The sequence below is a fragment of the Acinetobacter sp. YH12129 genome, assembly GCF_013418685.1.
Lineage (GTDB): Bacteria > Pseudomonadota > Gammaproteobacteria > Pseudomonadales > Moraxellaceae > Acinetobacter > Acinetobacter amyesii.
In genome coordinates this window covers 15751-31255 of record NZ_VPBP01000022.1, presented here as the reverse complement: position 1 = coordinate 31255, position 15505 = coordinate 15751, and the positions used below count along the sequence as shown (strand labels likewise).

At 41.1% G+C, this 15505-nt stretch carries 17 protein-coding genes; 10 read left to right on the top strand and 7 right to left on the bottom strand.

Features of this window, described 5'->3' with window-relative positions; all coding sequences use genetic code 11:
* The first annotated feature begins 25 nt into the window (after positions 1 to 25).
* The 9 genes from FTU65_RS11560 (at position 26) to FTU65_RS11520 (ending at position 7285) form a co-directional block, all read left to right on the top strand.
* Entirely contained in the window at positions 26 to 439 is a 414-nt protein-coding gene (locus tag FTU65_RS11560; RefSeq protein WP_078188511.1) for an HIT family protein, read from the top strand.
* A gap of 312 nt (positions 440 to 751) precedes the next feature.
* Positions 752 to 1831: a porin gene (locus FTU65_RS11555; RefSeq protein ID WP_180065582.1), complete on the top strand. Its 1080-nt coding sequence runs from the start codon at positions 752 to 754 to the stop codon at positions 1829 to 1831.
* Between the two features lie 524 nt (positions 1832 to 2355).
* On the top strand, positions 2356 to 2547 hold the full coding sequence (gene cydP / locus FTU65_RS11550) for a cytochrome oxidase putative small subunit CydP (RefSeq protein WP_078188513.1): 192 nt from the start codon (positions 2356 to 2358) through the stop codon (positions 2545 to 2547).
* Positions 2547 to 4133, top strand: a complete 1587-nt coding sequence (locus tag FTU65_RS11545) for a cytochrome ubiquinol oxidase subunit I (protein ID WP_168378621.1) — start codon at positions 2547 to 2549, stop codon at positions 4131 to 4133. Before cydP ends, FTU65_RS11545 begins: the two co-directional genes overlap by 1 nt.
* Positions 4130 to 5275 (top strand): cytochrome d ubiquinol oxidase subunit II, encoded by a 1146-nt coding sequence (gene cydB / locus FTU65_RS11540; RefSeq protein ID WP_180005097.1) that lies wholly within the window; start codon positions 4130 to 4132, stop codon positions 5273 to 5275. The genes FTU65_RS11545 and cydB overlap by 4 nt, the downstream gene beginning before the upstream one ends.
* Before the next feature lie 24 nt (positions 5276 to 5299).
* Positions 5300 to 5401 carry a cytochrome bd-I oxidase subunit CydX gene (cydX, locus tag FTU65_RS11535; protein WP_002120988.1) on the top strand — a complete coding sequence of 34 codons (102 nt, stop codon included), beginning with the start codon at positions 5300 to 5302 and terminating at the stop codon, positions 5399 to 5401.
* Positions 5402 to 5404: 3 nt separating this feature from the next.
* A complete protein-coding gene (locus FTU65_RS11530) occupies positions 5405 to 5707 on the top strand; it encodes a cyd operon YbgE family protein (RefSeq protein WP_078188516.1) in 303 nt (100 codons plus the stop codon).
* Positions 5708 to 5919: 212 nt separating this feature from the next.
* Positions 5920 to 6408 (top strand): hypothetical protein, encoded by a 489-nt coding sequence (locus tag FTU65_RS11525; RefSeq protein WP_180022130.1) that lies wholly within the window; start codon positions 5920 to 5922, stop codon positions 6406 to 6408.
* Between the two features lie 25 nt (positions 6409 to 6433).
* The gene (locus FTU65_RS11520) at positions 6434 to 7285 is read left to right on the top strand and encodes a hypothetical protein (RefSeq protein WP_180022129.1); all 852 of its coding nucleotides are present in this window, start codon (positions 6434 to 6436) and stop codon (positions 7283 to 7285) included.
* A gap of 284 nt (positions 7286 to 7569) precedes the next feature.
* On the opposite strand, the gene rodA is transcribed toward FTU65_RS11520, so the two are convergent.
* From rodA to FTU65_RS11490, 6 genes are all read right to left on the bottom strand, one after another.
* The gene (gene rodA, locus FTU65_RS11515) at positions 7570 to 8706 is read right to left on the bottom strand and encodes a rod shape-determining protein RodA (protein WP_111884954.1); all 1137 of its coding nucleotides are present in this window, start codon (positions 8704 to 8706) and stop codon (positions 7570 to 7572) included.
* An 85-nt stretch (positions 8707 to 8791) separates the two neighbouring features.
* On the bottom strand, positions 8792 to 9517 hold the full coding sequence (gene ispD / locus FTU65_RS11510; RefSeq protein ID WP_180011260.1) for a 2-C-methyl-D-erythritol 4-phosphate cytidylyltransferase: 726 nt from the start codon (positions 9515 to 9517) through the stop codon (positions 8792 to 8794).
* Positions 9480 to 9872, bottom strand: coding sequence for a septum formation initiator family protein (locus tag FTU65_RS11505; protein WP_078188520.1), 393 nt, complete (start codon positions 9870 to 9872; stop codon positions 9480 to 9482). The genes ispD and FTU65_RS11505 overlap by 38 nt, the downstream gene beginning before the upstream one ends.
* Positions 9873 to 9888: 16 nt before the next feature.
* The gene (gene eno, locus FTU65_RS11500; protein ID WP_078188521.1) at positions 9889 to 11178 is read right to left on the bottom strand and encodes a phosphopyruvate hydratase; all 1290 of its coding nucleotides are present in this window, start codon (positions 11176 to 11178) and stop codon (positions 9889 to 9891) included.
* A 64-nt stretch (positions 11179 to 11242) separates the two neighbouring features.
* A complete protein-coding gene (gene kdsA, locus FTU65_RS11495) occupies positions 11243 to 12100 on the bottom strand; it encodes a 3-deoxy-8-phosphooctulonate synthase (protein ID WP_078188522.1) in 858 nt (285 codons plus the stop codon).
* 31 nt (positions 12101 to 12131) lie between these two features.
* A complete protein-coding gene (locus FTU65_RS11490) occupies positions 12132 to 13772 on the bottom strand; it encodes a CTP synthase (protein ID WP_180065580.1) in 1641 nt (546 codons plus the stop codon).
* Positions 13773 to 14001: 229 nt separating this feature from the next.
* Between FTU65_RS11490 and FTU65_RS11485 the strand changes: the two genes are divergently transcribed.
* Positions 14002 to 14415 carry an internalin gene (locus tag FTU65_RS11485; RefSeq protein ID WP_180065578.1) on the top strand — a complete coding sequence of 138 codons (414 nt, stop codon included), beginning with the start codon at positions 14002 to 14004 and terminating at the stop codon, positions 14413 to 14415.
* A gap of 113 nt (positions 14416 to 14528) precedes the next feature.
* Here the strand turns inward: FTU65_RS11485 and FTU65_RS11480 are convergent, their stop codons facing one another.
* Positions 14529 to 15413: a LysR family transcriptional regulator gene (locus tag FTU65_RS11480; protein WP_180065606.1), complete on the bottom strand. Its 885-nt coding sequence runs from the start codon at positions 15411 to 15413 to the stop codon at positions 14529 to 14531.
* Positions 15414 to 15505 lie beyond the last annotated feature (92 nt).

The window sequence follows — 15505 nt, the reverse complement described above, 5'->3', positions numbered from 1 at the left end:
TTCAATTCGCTCAAGGAATTTAGCAATGACTTATGATGATCAAAATATTTTTGCTCGGATTTTACGCGGAGAACTTCCTGCGTTTAAAGTCTATGAAGATGATCAAGTACTCGCTTTTATGGATGTCATGCCACAGGCCGAAGGTCATACGCTCGTAATTCCTAAAACCCCTGCTATTACGCTGCTTGATTTAGATCCAGAAGCGGCTGCTTATACCATTCAGGTAGCTCAAAAAGTTGCAAAAGCAATGGAAAAAGCCTTAGACGTGAAAGGTATCGTATTGATGCAGTTGTCTGGCGCTGCTGCGGGTCAAACTGTTCCGCATGTGCATTTCCACCTAATTCCGACTTCAGTGCATGAATTAGGTAAACATGCCGCACAAATGGGCGACATGGAAAAAATCAAAGCCATTGGCGAAAAAATCAAAGCAGCACTTTAAGTTCAATTGAGTTTAAAGTGATGATCAATGGAGCTTCGGCTCCATTTTTTATATCTACACTATTACGCTAACTATTTTTAGCTTTAAACAACTTAATGTTCAATTCAACTATAAACACTTAATAAGTATTCATTTTTATAAATATAAAAACAATTTAAACCAAAAGTCACCTTTCACCGTTTTGAAATATTTCCTTAATAGAACTGTCTTATTTGTAATGAATACTTAGCGCCATTAGATAGCGAAATTACTTCTAGCCAAGCTACTGATAAAACATATTGATATGACTGGAAAAGTCTTCTGGAGCTTCAAATGAAAAAAACTCTATGTGCATTAGCAATCGGGGCAACAATTCTTACACCAATGATGGCATCTGCTGCAGATGTAAAAATTTATGGCCGTGCACATGTCTCTCTTGACTATCTAGATGATGGTAAAGATTACAACGAAGTTGGTCTTTCTTCTAATGCTTCACGCTTAGGCTTCAAAGTAGATCAAAAAATTAATGATGACCTCAACGTATTCGCTCAAATTGAGCAAGAAGTAAACTTTGCAAGCGGTAGCCAAGACAGCAAAGGTATAGATTTTTCAACACGTGACACATTCGTGGGTTTAAAAAGTTCAACTTATGGTCAAGCACGTGTAGGTCGTTTTGACAGCCCATTTAAAGTCGCACGTAGCCCTGTGAACTTCTTCGGTGACATGGTTGGTGACGTTCGTAACGTAACACGTGTCGGCAACTTAAAATTTGATGAACGTAATGAAAACACCATTGAATATAAATCGCCAAAATTTGGCGGTGGTTTCAATGTATTAGCTGCAATGTCGATGCATTCAGGTACACAAATTGACCGTGAAACAGATGGTGAAGGCAAAGATGACAACAAAGCCTATGACCTTGCTCTAACCTATAAAGAAGGTCCAATTGATTTTGCAGCAGCTTACGAAAAGTATGATGAAAATGCAGCAAACGCAGCTGGTGGTGCAAGTCGTGATGCATTCCGTATTGCCGGTGCATATAAATTAACTGAAGAATTTAACTTGGGTGCGTTATACCAAATTGCCAAACACGACAACGATACAGCCAACCCAGATGCGCAAGTTTTCGGTGTAGCTGGCGAATATAAAGTAACGCCTAAAACCTCAGTACGCGGTGAATACTTCTACCGTGACGTAGATGCTGATGATGCCAATGCAAGCTTGATCGGTGTGGGTGTAGAACATAAGTTGGATAGCACATTACGCGTATACGGCAACTTAGCAACTGTGCTTAACGACAAAAACTCTAAACTCAATCCTTGGAAAGAAGGTCGTAGCTTCGGTAACGGTATCTCAGGGATCGGTGATGAAAATGCAACTGCACTTTCTCTTGGTCTACGTTACGACTTCTAAGCTGCAATATCTCCCCCAAAAGACATACTCCGGTATGTCTTTTTTTTACTCAAATAAAATGTCTCAGAACTAAAATAAGCTAATTTCATCATTTATCAGTGGTTTATAAAAACAATTAAAAAAAACTAGACACGCCTATTCAATATCATCCGTATAACGATCGTTTACTAGCACCACATCAACAACGGATTTATTTAGCCAAACTTAAAAATAATAAATACAAATCTTATTCATTCAATAAAGATTCTCATTATTAACAATATAACTTTTAGTAAATATAGTAAATTAGTCAGAATTTAAAACATAAATATAAGCGTTTTAGTCGGATTTAAAATAATTAAACACAAGTGTTTTAGTCAAGTATTTAAAATAAAAAATTAGTTTATTTTTTAACTAATAAGTAATATAAGTAATTGTATTTAAATTACTTAATAATATATTTTTATTTTAACTGTTCAACCTATTTGCTTTTTGTATATATTTGTTAATAATATAGTACAAGTTTAAAGAATAGGCTTATCTCCATGAGCTTAAAATTCAAAGATTTAAATCGTCGTGTGGTCAGAGAAATAACCGCAATACTAATAATTAAAGTGATTATTTTAATGATCATTAAGAACATCTGGTTCGACGCCCCTACTATCCCTAAAAACTTTGACAATCAAGTTGCCGAGCATATTGCTGGCAGTCCTTCCCAAATCAAGGAGACACGTTGATGATTTCTGAAAGCGTGGTCGATCTTTCGCGGTTCCAATTTGCAATGACCGCGATGTATCACTTTATTTTTGTTCCACTGACTTTAGGTCTGGCTTTTATTCTTGCCATTATGGAAACCACCTATGTGATTTCTGGCAAAGAAATTTATAAAGACATGACTAAATTCTGGGGAAAACTCTTCGGTATTAACTTCGCTTTAGGTGTTACTACTGGTTTGACCATGGAGTTTCAGTTCGGTACTAACTGGGCGTATTACTCACACTATGTCGGTGATATTTTCGGTGCACCATTAGCCATTGAAGGTCTGATGGCATTCTTCCTTGAATCAACATTTATTGGTTTATTCTTCTTCGGCTGGGATCGCCTATCTAAAGTTCAGCATTTGGCTGTCACTTGGTTGGTTGCACTTGGCTCGAACATGTCCGCACTATGGATTTTAGTGGCCAATGGTTGGATGCAAAACCCTGTCGGTTCCGCATTTAACTATGAAACTATGCGTATGGAAATGGTGGACTTCGGTGCATTGATTTTCAACCCTGTGGCTCAGGTTAAATTCGTACATACCGTATCTGCAGGTTATGTGACTGGTGCTATTTTCGTACTGGCAATTTCAAGTTACTACTTATTGAAAAAGCGTGACTTGCCATTTGCGCGTCGTTCATTCGCTATCGCTGCTATCTTTGGTTTAGCTTCTACACTTTCAGTGATCTTACTAGGTGATGAATCTGGTTATGAAATTGGTGATGTACAAAAAACTAAACTTGCTGCAATTGAAGCGGAATGGGACACTCACCCAGCTCCAGCGCCATTTACTTTGTTTGGTATTCCAAATAAAGAAACCATGTCTACTGACTACGCGATCAAAATTCCTTATGTCATGGGGATTATTGCAACACGTTCAACTGACAAAGAAGTAACAGGTATTAAAGACCTAATCGTTCAACACGAAGCACGTATTCGTAACGGTATGGTGGCTTACTCACAGTTAGAACAACTTCGTGCAGGCGATACTTCTCCTGAACTTAAAGCAGCATTTGCTGAGTCTCAAAAAGACTTGGGTTATGGTTTGCTTCTGAAAAAATACACAGACAAAGTTGTCGATGCTTCTGATGATCAAATCAAAGCTGCTGCAAAAGACACTATTCCACATGTTCCAAGCTTGTTCTGGGCATTCCGTGCAATGGTTGCTTCTGGTTTCTTAATGCTCCTTCTGTTCGTACTTGCTACCTTTGCTGTCGGTAAACGTAATGCAGAAAACAAACCTTGGTTATTAAAATTTGCTTTGTTTGCTCTACCATTACCTTGGATTGCTGCACAAACAGGTTGGTATGTTGCCGAAGTTGGTCGTCAACCTTGGACTATCGGTGAAGTTCTACCTACACATCTTTCAGCGTCTAGCTTAAGTACAGGTGATGTATGGGGTTCTATCCTTGCATTGGCAGCGTTCTACACTGTACTGCTGATCATTGAAATGTACTTAATGATTAAATTCTCACGCCTTGGCCCAAGTTCTCTACATACTGGTAAATACCACTTCGAGAAACTTGAAGCTGCAAAAAAGGCAAATGAGGAGGCTCAAGCATGATCGAATATGAATTACTCAAAATCATTTGGTGGGTTTTAGTCGGTGTCCTACTGATCGGCTTCGCCCTCACCGATGGCTTCGATATGGGCTCAATGGCGATCATGCCATTCGTAGGTAAAAAAGACGAAGAACGTCGTGCGGCAATCAATACGATTGCCCCACACTGGGACGGTAACCAAGTTTGGTTTATTACTGCCGGTGGTGCACTGTTTGCAGCATGGCCAATGGTATATGCAACTGCATTCTCAGGCATGTATTGGGCGCTGTTACTGGTACTCTTCGCCCTCTTCTTACGTCCAGTCGGTTTTGATTACCGTTCTAAACTTGAAAATACCAAGTGGCGTAATTCTTGGGATTGGGGTTTAGCAATTGGTGGTGCAGTTCCTGCCCTCGTATTTGGTGTTGCGTTTGGTAATATGTTCCTCGGTGTTCCATTCACTATGGACGAAACTGTTCGCTCGACTTATACAGGTAGTTTCTTTGCGCTGCTTAACCCATTCGCTTTAGTTTGCGGTATTGTGAGTTTATCTATGCTTTGCGCTCATGGTGGTGCATGGCTCATGCTTCGTACAGATGGCGACCTACGTGCACGCTCTGCAAAAGCGACTCAACTTATGGGTATCGTATTCTTGGTTTGCTTCTTACTTGCAGGCGCATGGTTATACTTCGGTAATATCCAAGGCTACACATTAGCGCAACCATTTGACACAAATGGCGTTGCTAACCCATTGGCTAAAGAAGTGATCACCAATGCCAATCCAGGTTGGATGAACAATTATAGTATTTATCCAATTACTATGATTGCGCCAATCATGGCAATTTTAGGTGCTTTGATCATTATCCTTGCCGCAGGTAAAGGTAAAGCCGGTTTCAGCTTCCTTGGTTCAAGCTTGACAGTCATTGGTGCAATCTTAACCGCTGGTTTTGCATTGTTCCCTTTCCTTATGCCATCGAGCATCAACCCAACTGTAAGTTTGACTATGTGGGATGCGGTATCAAGTAAAAATACCCTGACTGTGATGACAGTTGCCGCATGTATTTTTGTCCCAATTATCCTGTGCTACACAACTTGGTGTTACTACAAGATGTGGGGTGTGGTCACAAACAAACATATTGAAGAGAATTCACACAGCCTATACTAAGGCTGTGTCTAAGGAGAAAAGACGATGTGGTATTTTGCTTGGATTCTCGGTATTTTGATGGCATGTTTTGCAGGTGTACTTAGTGCGCTTTACATCGAACATCATCAAGATCTAGATGAGGAATAACAAATGACTGATGCTGCTGTAGAAAAATCACTTGTAGAAAAGAAGCCAAATAAATTTGCAATGGTCATTTCCTGCCTGTTAGCTTTTCCTTTGGCAGCCGTGTTACTTGTACATCCTGCTGCCATGCTGGATGACAATGGTGGATATAGCCATCGAGCGCTGATGTTCATCATGATAGGTATTTCAGGTGGTTTTGTGCATGGTGTGGGTTTTACGCCACACCATTGGTTCTGGAAATGGCTTTTTAGCCCTTTCCTCGCTTGGCCACTCATGTTATGGGGCTACTACACATGGTTCCTACATTAATTAATATCTAAATAAAGCCCTCAATTGAGGGCTTTTTTTATGTTTGCCTTAAAGCGCTGATTTTTCAATGCAGATTAATAAAACAAAATATTATAAATTTTTATTAAAAATTAAACATTTTCTAACATTTGATTATACATATTAGCGCCCGCAAAGTTGCATCGCCGCTGCATGGCCTTTAGCATGCTCTGCACCTGAATTGGAGTTATATAATGAAAACTAAAACCTTTTTAGCTGCAGCATGCATTATTGCCAGTACTTACGCATCTGCAGAAGAAGCAAAAAAAGGATGGCTGTCAAAAGCTATTGATAAATGGAATACCTTGGGGCAGCTGACAGATAAGGATTTTGAACAGTATCCGACGGTGCAGGAATTTTTCCAAGCCAAGTATAAAAATCCGCGCACCATCACCATGAATAACGTATCTTACGGTGCAGGCACCATTATGTGGGAACGCGCAAACACCTATTGTGCGCGTGACGGCGGTGAATTTGTACAAATTAAAAGCCATCCATCACCGCTGATTCCTTATAAAGGCTCTGAGGTGCTGTCTACACCGAATCTGCAAAAATACTACGGCTTATTCCAGTGCAAAAATATCAAAAACAGCTGGAAAGTTTACTTTGACCATCAGAACGAGCGTATTTTCCAGCATCCGTCTCCAAACACGGCTTCTGACGTCAGCTTCAATTTCGAATAATCGTTATCTATAGAAAAAACAAAATATGCAAAAAACATTATTGTTTCTTGCCGCAGCAGCCGGGCTATCCGGCTGCCAAGTCACAGGGGAACGCGGCAGCCTCTATCAAAATGTGCTAGGCGGCTTCGGGCCTAAAACCCAGCATATCCAGCTCAATCCAGAACTGAACAGTTTTTCCCTGACAGTACCGCTCTCGGCTTATAATGAATTGGATTTAAACAAAGGGCTGATCAGCAATGCCCCGTTCTTTAACCAGTTAAAACAAGACCGTTACTGGAGTGTGCATCATATTTATGACGCGCAATTCCGGCGCCTGGCGCAAGACCGGGTTAAAATAAAAGTCTGCAATACGGTCAGCGCTGATCACCGCCGCAGCGCCAACGACTCCAGTTCCTGCGCAGATATACAGATGCGCGTCGCATACGACAGGCTGAGTGATGGCGTACGCATGACCTTCAAGCCTATTACGGCCGATATCAGCACAGAAGACTTCGGCTTCTTTATCAAAAACGCAGCGCCGGAATTATTTAAAAATGCCGAGCAGCTGAACACTGCAACCCTGATTAAAACCTTCGGCTATGAAGATGCGCTGACAGTCAGCAGCAAACGCACGATTTCCAGCCTCAGCAATGTGCTAGTAAAAAATGGCTATACCGTTACTACTCAGGATATTGCCAATGAAAAAATTTACTTAAGCTCATTTGAGCTTAAATCGGCTGACGCGAAGGTCTTTTCCATCTTGAACTGCCGCACCGCTGCCGCCAAAAACGGTTCCAGCACCAGCTGCAAATATGCCCTGTTCAGCCCCTATGCCATCAGCGACTATCGAATTTACAACAAAGAAATAGCCAGAAAAATCAATCAGTTATTCAACTAAACCCAAAGCCGGCATGAAGCCGGCTGTTTTTATCCGCTTAGCCGGCGCCTGCCCAGATACTGACAGATTATACTTGCGGGCGCTTATGAGCGCTGGCCGGCCAGTCCGCCATAGCTTAAACAACTACAACCAAGGCATTCGACCTGCCAATCATCTGCACAGAAACATTGATTTACGGCCTGACGGACTGCTCAATACATTCTGCTACAGCATTTTCCCGTACGTCCAGCGCATAAAAAAAGCCGGACATTGGTCCGGCTTGATTATTCCGTTTACATTAATGCTTAGCGATGCGTATGAATCGACATCACAATCCCCATCCCTGCGAGCATCGCAATTACAGCTGTACCACCATAACTCATCAACGGTAGTGGATCACCTGTTACCGGTAAAATCCCACTGACCATACCCGAGTTTAAAAATACAAAAAAGAAGAAAGTTAATCCTATCGCTCCTGCATAGAGTCGTCCAAAATTATGGAAGCAATTTAGTCCAATAATCAAACAGCGAACAATAATTGCTGTAAACAAACTAAATAAAAGAAATACACCAATAAAGCCAAACTCTTCAGCATAGGTCGACATAATAAAGTCAGTATGATGCTCTGGCAGATAGCCCAAGTGCGACTGCGTCCCTTCGGTATAACCCTTACCCATTAAACCACCTGATCCAATGGCAATTTTAGATTGAATAATGTTCCAACCTGCACCAAGCGCGTCAGACTCAGGATCGAATAACGTCAGTACACGTTTTTTCTGATATTCCTGCAAAAAGAACATCCAGAGTACAGGTGCTGCAATCGCAAAGGCTGTTAAAGCAGCTGCAATTAAACGCCAAGACATTCCACTTAAAAATAAAACAAAAATACCCGGAATAATCAAACCGATATTCAAGTCAGGCTGTAAAGCGACCAATGCAAATGGAATCAATAATAAAATTAATGCCCCGACGATTTGTAAAAATTTCGGTGGAAATGGTTTTCGCGCAAAATACCACGCCATCATGAGTGGCATGGCAAATTTCATAAATTCACTCGGCTGCATACTACCGATACCCGGCAAGCTAATCCAGCGTTTCGCCCCCATCCTTTTTTCACCAATGACCAAAACCAACAACAGTAAAAATATACCGATGGCGTATAAGTACGGACTCATAGATTGGTAAACTTTGGGTGGAATTTGCGCGCAGATCAGCATCACAATAAAGCCCACACCAAAACTTGTGGCTTGGCGTAGTACCATTCCCGAATCTTCCGCGGTCGCACTATAGACAACCATCAGCCCCAATATTGCATTGAGTACCAAGAAGCAAAGTAACCACGGGTCTAAATGAAGTTTAGCCCATCGAGAAGAATCGTGTTTTATACTGCGGCCATCACGTAATGACTGACGTAAAAAACGATACTGTTGAGAAGGGATCATTGCGAAACAGATCTAAAAAGGATGCGGGAATTATAGATTAAAGCGACAGTAAAAATCACTGTCCCTTAAATATTCCTTGAAATAATCATCTATTCACTTGAGACGCTAAAATTAAACGTGCCAATTCCAAGTCATCTGGATAGGTAATTTTAATATTGTCCGAACGACCCTGCACGACATTGACATGCTCACCGACAAATTCTAAGGCACTTGCTTCATCTGTGATGGTCGCACCAGCGGCAAGCGCTTGTTCAATGGCATTTTTAAGCACACCCAATTTGGCAATTTGTGGCGTCTGCGCTTGCCATAAAGTTGAACGATCTACCGTTGTTGATATAAGTGGTGCCGTTTCAACACGTTTTAAGGTATCGCGTACAGGGATGGCGAGAATCGCACTTTGCTCAGAATCGACTGCCGATTGAACTAAATTTTCTAAACTCGACTGCGAGACACATGGTCTTGCTGCATCATGAACAAATACCCAATCATCATCATTGGCAATCCTAGATAGATATTGCAATGCATTGAGTACAGAATGCACACGCTCTGCACCGCCTAAACAAAAATGTGCCTTCTCTTGATTAGTGAGTGCCAATGTCTGAGCAACATTATCTTGCTCACCTATAGCCAACACATAGCCCGTCAACGGCAATTGGTTGAGACGTGCAACTGTGTGTTCAAGCACAGTTAGACCCGCAATGTTTTGATATTGTTTTAGTTCAGTTTTAGAAAATCGACTTCCTGAACCAGCAGCAGGAATAATAGCCCACAATTTAAGGTTCTGGTGGAAGTTCGGCTGGTTCTGACTCATTGGTACGTAGGTCTACTTTTGCGTTTGGATCAATATAAATTGGTTTGTACTGAGTACTGATCGTACTCATCTGCACGAAAGTCTCATGCGGTTTAATTAAACCTAAATCTAGACGAGCATGCTCTTCAATAGCTTCAACGCCATTTTTTAAATCGTATACTTCAGCTGCAAGTACGCGATTTCGTTCTTTTAATTCGTCATTGAGTTCGACTTGTTGTTGTATTTTCTGACTCAGTTGTTGATGTTGATGGTAACCACCTTCACCGAACCAGTATAAATATTGAAACCCTGCGATCAAAAAGATCGCAAGGCCCAACAATGCTTTACTCGCTTTGGAGTCAAATACATTTAACATAGATAGCATGATCTGCTTAGTTCAAACCTTTGAACTCAGCTTTACCGCGATATGCAGCATTAGTCAATTCTTCAATACGAAGTAATTGGTTATATTTCGCTACACGGTCAGAACGGCAAAGTGAACCAGTTTTGATTTGACCCGCTGCTGTACCTACTGCAAGATCCGCAATAGTTGAATCTTCAGTTTCACCAGAACGGTGTGAAATTACTGTAGTGTAACCATTTGCTTTCGCAAGGTAGATTGCATCTAGAGTTTCAGTCAACGTACCGATTTGGTTGTACTTGATCAGAATTGAGTTACCCACTTTTTCGTTGATACCACGTTGAAGAATCTTAGGATTCGTCACGAATAGGTCATCACCAACCAATTGGATTTTGTCGCCAAGGATTGAAGTGAGGTAAGACCAACCTTCCCAATCAGACTCGTCCAAACCATCTTCAATTGAAATGATTGGGTATTGTTTTGCAAAACCTGCAAGGTAGTCAGCAAATTGGTTGCTTGTGAATGCTTTATTGCCTTCACCTGCAAGGATGTATTGACCATCTTTGTAGAATTCTGAAGATGCACAGTCAAGCGCAAGCATAATGTCAGAACCTGCTTTGTAGCCAGTTTTTTCAATTGCTTCAAGAATTACTGTAATTGCTTCTTCGTTAGAACGAAGGTTCGGTGCAAAACCACCTTCATCACCAACGGCAGTATTTAGACCTTGTTTCTTTAAAACTGATTTTAAAGAATGGAAAATTTCAGCACCAGCGCGTAAAGCTTCAGAGAATGAAGTGAAGCCAACTGGCTCAATCATAAATTCTTGAATGTCTACGTTGTTGTCTGCATGTGAACCACCATTTAGGATGTTCATCATTGGAACAGGCATAGTCAAAATGCTGTTATTACGAAGGTCTGCGATGTATTGGAAAAGTGGGATTTTCTTTTCATCAGCAGCAGCGCGTGCAGCAGCTAAAGAAACCGCTAAAGTTGCGTTCGCACCTAATTTTTCTTTGTTTTCAGTACCGTCAAGCGCGATCATTGTGTTATCAATGTCTTTTTGTTCGAATACTGATTTACCCAACAATGCATCACGAATTACTGTGTTAACGTTGTTAACCGCAGTTTTAACGCCTTTACCTAAGTAACGAGCTTTGTCGCCGTCACGAAGTTCTAAAGCTTCACGAGAACCAGTTGAAGCACCAGATGGTGCACATGCACGGCCTACAACGCCAGAGGCTAAGATTACGTCTGCTTCGATGGTAGGGTTACCACGAGAGTCCAAAATTTCACGTGCACGAATGTCAACGATTTGGCTCATGAACAATTCCTCAGTTGATTAATAAAAATGATGCGTCAAAAGTGACGCATCAATGTGTATCGAATTAGTGTGTGTCTAACTTTGCGAAACCTTTAACCAAGGTATCGAGTTCTTTTAACTGTGCCAAGAAAGGCTCCAACTGTGACATGCGTAGCGCACATGGACCGTCACATTTGGCATTTTCTGGATCTGGATGAGCTTCTAAGAACAAACCTGCTAAACCAGTCGCCATACCTGCTCGTGCCAGTGTCGTGATTTGCGCACGACGACCACCCGCAGAATCCGCACGACCACCCGGCGTTTGAAGCGCATGTGTCACATCAAAGAACACAGGGACATTCATTTCTTTCATGATGTCAAAGCCCAACATATCGACAACTAAGTTGTTGTAACCAAATGCTGAACCACGTTCACAAAGAATCAGTTTGTCATTCCCTGCTTCCAAACACTTATGCAGAATATGACGCATTTCGTGTGGTGCGAGGAACTGTGCTTTTTTGATGTTAATGATGGCATCAGTTTTCGCCATCGCTTCAACAAGGTCAGTCTGACGGCTTAAAAATGCAGGAAGCTGGATAATATCCGCAACTTCAGCAACAGGCGCAGCTTGGTATGGTTCATGTACGTCAGTAATAATCGGCACATTAAAGTGTTTTTTAATGTCAGCTAACCACTCGATTCCTTTTTCCAGGCCTGGGCCACGGAAAGAGTTCAAGCTTGAACGATTGGCTTTATCAAAACTTGCTTTAAACACATAGGGAATATCCAAGCGTTTGCAGATATCCACATACGTTTCAGCAATTTCAAAAGCAAGGTCTTTTGACTCAAGTACGTTCATGCCGCCGAATAGTACAAATGGCAAATGATTTGCCATTTGTATATCGCCTAAACGTACAATTTCCTGTGGTTTTAATTGTGACATTTAAACTTCCTAGTTTAGTCCTACAATGCCATTACTTGGTTTTTTGATACTGTTTTTTAGCAGCATCAATAAAGCCAGCAAATAATGGGTGACCATCACGTGGTGAGCTGGTAAATTCTGGGTGGAATTGTACCGCAACAAACCAAGGATGTGCAGGAATTTCAACAGTTTCAACGAGACGTTGTACCGGAGAATAACCTGAAATCTTCATGCCTTTTTCTTCAAGCACTGGGATATAACGGTTGTTCATTTCATAACGGTGACGATGACGTTCAACGATCTCTTCAGAACCGTACACTTGTGCAGTTTTTGTTCCCGCAACCAATTCAGATTTTTGAGCACCCAGACGCATTGTGCCGCCTAAGTCAGAATCTGCATTACGTTGTTGAACTTCGCCGCGCTCATCTAACCATTCAGTGATTAGACCAATCAATGGTGATTTAGTAGAACGGTTAAATTCAGTTGAAGTTGCATCGCTAATACCCGCAACGTTGCGCGCATATTCGATCACAGCCAACTGCATACCTAAACAGATACCAAGGAATGGCACACCGTTTTCACGTGCAAAACGAATCGCTTTCATTTTGCCTTCTGTACCACGTTCACCGAAACCACCCGGAACTAAGATTGCATCTGCGTCTTTTAATACGTCGTTAACATCTTGGGTTTCAAGCTCTTCAGCATTGACGTAGTCGATTTGAACTTTCACACGGTTTTGAATACCCGCATGTAAAAGTGCTTCGTTTACAGATTTGTATGCATCTGGAAGTTCAACGTATTTACCAACCATCGCTACACGAACTGTGTATTCAGGGTTCAGTAATGCATCTACAACGTTATCCCAGTCTGTAAGATCAGCTTCTGGAAGATCGTTATAACCAAAACGTTCACAGATTAAATCATCAACGTTTTGTTCATAGAAAGTACGTGGAATTTGGTAAATTGAACGCGCATCTTTACACACCACAACTGCACGAGCTTCAACATTCGTAAATAACGCGATTTTACGTGTAGTGTCAGCATCAACATCATGCTCTGTACGGCAGATCAGGATGTCTGGTTGAATGCCAATCGACAAAAGCTCTTTTACAGAGTGCTGAGTTGGTTTGGTTTTTAATTCCGCAGCTGACTTAATATATGGGAGTAAAGTTAAGTGCATTAACATTGTGCGCTTATGACCTAGTTCGACCATAAGTTGACGTACAGATTCCATGAATGGGAGAGATTCAATGTCACCTACTGTACCGCCGATCTCAACGATCGCAACGTCATAGCCTTCACCTGCGCGAAGAACACGTTCTTTAATATTGTCAGTAATATGTGGAATAACTTGAACTGTACCACCGAGGTAGTCACCACGACGTTCTTTATTCAAGACATCTTGGTACACTCGTCCTGAAGTAAAGTTGTTCAGTTTGGTCATTTTCGCACGACGCAAGAAACGTTCGTAATAACCCAAGTCTAAGTCAGTTTCAGCACCATCCTCTGTGACAAAAACTTCACCGTGTTGGAATGGACTCATAGTCCCTGGATCGACATTAATGTATGGATCCATTTTTACCATGGTTACTTTTAAACCACGGGCTTCTAAAAGCGCAGCCACTGATGCAGCTGAAATACCTTTACCTAGTGATGATACAACACCACCAGTAACGAAAATAAAATGGGTCATTAAGTTTCTCGTACAATGGAGCCTAAATTGGCCTACAATGTTGTGCGATTTTACTTTACTCTGTACCAAGAAAGCAAAGTCATTACGCATCAATTCATAGAACAATTAACAATTGGCTATTGTAACAGCAATTATCATAAAAATTTAGAGTAAGTTCTTATCATTTCTATATTCTTATTTGCTGTTATAATACATTTATCCAATCCACACTTTTTTGTTTTGTGTAATTATGAATAAGAAACTTTTAATCTGCGGTGCAATCGCAACAGGTCTACTTCTTACAGCATGTGTAAAAAAAGAAGCACCAAAAGAAGAAGAACAGGAACAGGTTGAAGTTGTAGCATCTGAACCAACAGCATCTGTACCTACACAATTAGAACCAGTTGAAGAACAACCAGTTGTTGAAGAAACGACTCAACAGCAAGTTGAAGTGATTCGTGAAGAGACACCGAATACAACAACTGAAATTCGTCGTGAACCTACTCCTCCTGCAGAAGCTCCTGCTCCAAAAGCAGAAGCGCCTAAAGCTGCAGAAAAACCTGCACAAGCTGCTCAACCTAAACAAAACTCAGGTTCTGCTCAGTCTGAAGATGATGCCGTTGCCGCTGCCATTGCTGCTGCAACACCTGCTTTAGAGAACTAAGATCGAAGTTTTATCAAACCAATGATCAAAAAAACCCGGCAATTGTCGGGTTTTTTATTGTTTGTATGTAAATAAAAATCTGTACCCAACAATGCACTGTTTTTTTCTCACAACTATTCTTGTAATTTTTCAGCTAAATATTCAATAAATAAACGAACACGTTTCGGCAAATGCTCTTGTTGATAATAAACAGCATGAATAAGCTGTTCATGTGGCTCAATTTGATCGTCTAAAAGTTGTACCAATCGTCCTTCTGCAATATCTTTTTCTAACATAAAAATTGATAGACAAGCGATACCCATCCCATGAATCGCAAGCTCACGAATGGTTTCACCATTTGATGCCTTGATATTTGGTCGGATCGTCAGGGACTTCCCTGCGACTTGGAACGGCCAAGTATTCATATGGGTAATTTGACTAAATCCAAGTAAAGCATGTGCTGTTAGCTCATCAGCATTTTGCGGTCGTCCATGCTGCTGAAGATATTCAGGACTCGCCACCAAACACAATCGACTCTTATAGATGAGTTTTGCATGCAAACTTGAATCGTTTAATTTTCCAAAGCGAATTGCGACATCCGCTTTATGCTCTAATAAGTCAATCACTTGATCATGATTCACCAATTCAATCTGTATATGTGGATAACGTGCATTAAATTCTGGAATCAAGGGAACGATCATATGCAGAATAAACGAAATCGCAGAATCGACTCGCACTAACCCCGAAGTATCTGCATCTAATTTCAGCAAAGAATCTTCCGCTTCACTCAAATCATTCAATATCCGCCGTGTTTTAGCTAAAAATAATTGCCCCTCTTGCGTCAGCTTAATTTTGCGGGTTGTTCGTTCCAACAGGGTTACATTTAATTTAGATTCCAGACGCTGTAATGCACGGCTGACACCAGATGCTGTTTGATCCAGTCTTTCTGCTGCTTTGATAATAGAGCCGCTATCTACAATAACAGTAAAAGCCTGCAGCTCCTCAATGGTCGATTTCATTGCATATTCTAATTCGTGATTTTTAATCAATAATATATTCCAAACTCATGCATTTTTCTTCATTAAAATTAGCAGCACAATAGCATCAATTC

Excerpts from the sequence above, each read along its gene's own strand:
- FTU65_RS11560 (WP_078188511.1), top strand. The coding sequence starts at position 26 with ATGACTTATGATGATCAAAATATTTTTGCTCGGATTTTACGCGGAGAA.
- FTU65_RS11555 (WP_180065582.1), top strand. The coding sequence starts at position 752 with ATGAAAAAAACTCTATGTGCATTAGCAATCGGGGCAACAATTCTTACA.
- cydP (WP_078188513.1), top strand. The coding sequence starts at position 2,356 with ATGAGCTTAAAATTCAAAGATTTAAATCGTCGTGTGGTCAGAGAAATA.
- FTU65_RS11545 (WP_168378621.1), top strand. The coding sequence starts at position 2,547 with ATGATTTCTGAAAGCGTGGTCGATCTTTCGCGGTTCCAATTTGCAATG.
- cydB (WP_180005097.1), top strand. The coding sequence starts at position 4,130 with ATGATCGAATATGAATTACTCAAAATCATTTGGTGGGTTTTAGTCGGT.
- cydX (WP_002120988.1), top strand. The coding sequence starts at position 5,300 with ATGTGGTATTTTGCTTGGATTCTCGGTATTTTGATGGCATGTTTTGCA.
- FTU65_RS11530 (WP_078188516.1), top strand. The coding sequence starts at position 5,405 with ATGACTGATGCTGCTGTAGAAAAATCACTTGTAGAAAAGAAGCCAAAT.
- FTU65_RS11525 (WP_180022130.1), top strand. The coding sequence starts at position 5,920 with ATGAAAACTAAAACCTTTTTAGCTGCAGCATGCATTATTGCCAGTACT.
- FTU65_RS11520 (WP_180022129.1), top strand. The coding sequence starts at position 6,434 with ATGCAAAAAACATTATTGTTTCTTGCCGCAGCAGCCGGGCTATCCGGC.
- rodA (WP_111884954.1), bottom strand. The coding sequence starts at position 8,706 with ATGATCCCTTCTCAACAGTATCGTTTTTTACGTCAGTCATTACGTGAT.
- ispD (WP_180011260.1), bottom strand. The coding sequence starts at position 9,517 with ATGAGTCAGAACCAGCCGAACTTCCACCAGAACCTTAAATTGTGGGCT.
- FTU65_RS11505 (WP_078188520.1), bottom strand. The coding sequence starts at position 9,872 with ATGTTAAATGTATTTGACTCCAAAGCGAGTAAAGCATTGTTGGGCCTT.
- eno (WP_078188521.1), bottom strand. The coding sequence starts at position 11,178 with ATGAGCCAAATCGTTGACATTCGTGCACGTGAAATTTTGGACTCTCGT.
- kdsA (WP_078188522.1), bottom strand. The coding sequence starts at position 12,100 with ATGTCACAATTAAAACCACAGGAAATTGTACGTTTAGGCGATATACAA.
- FTU65_RS11490 (WP_180065580.1), bottom strand. The coding sequence starts at position 13,772 with ATGACCCATTTTATTTTCGTTACTGGTGGTGTTGTATCATCACTAGGT.
- FTU65_RS11485 (WP_180065578.1), top strand. The coding sequence starts at position 14,002 with ATGAATAAGAAACTTTTAATCTGCGGTGCAATCGCAACAGGTCTACTT.
- FTU65_RS11480 (WP_180065606.1), bottom strand. The coding sequence starts at position 15,413 with ATGAAATCGACCATTGAGGAGCTGCAGGCTTTTACTGTTATTGTAGAT.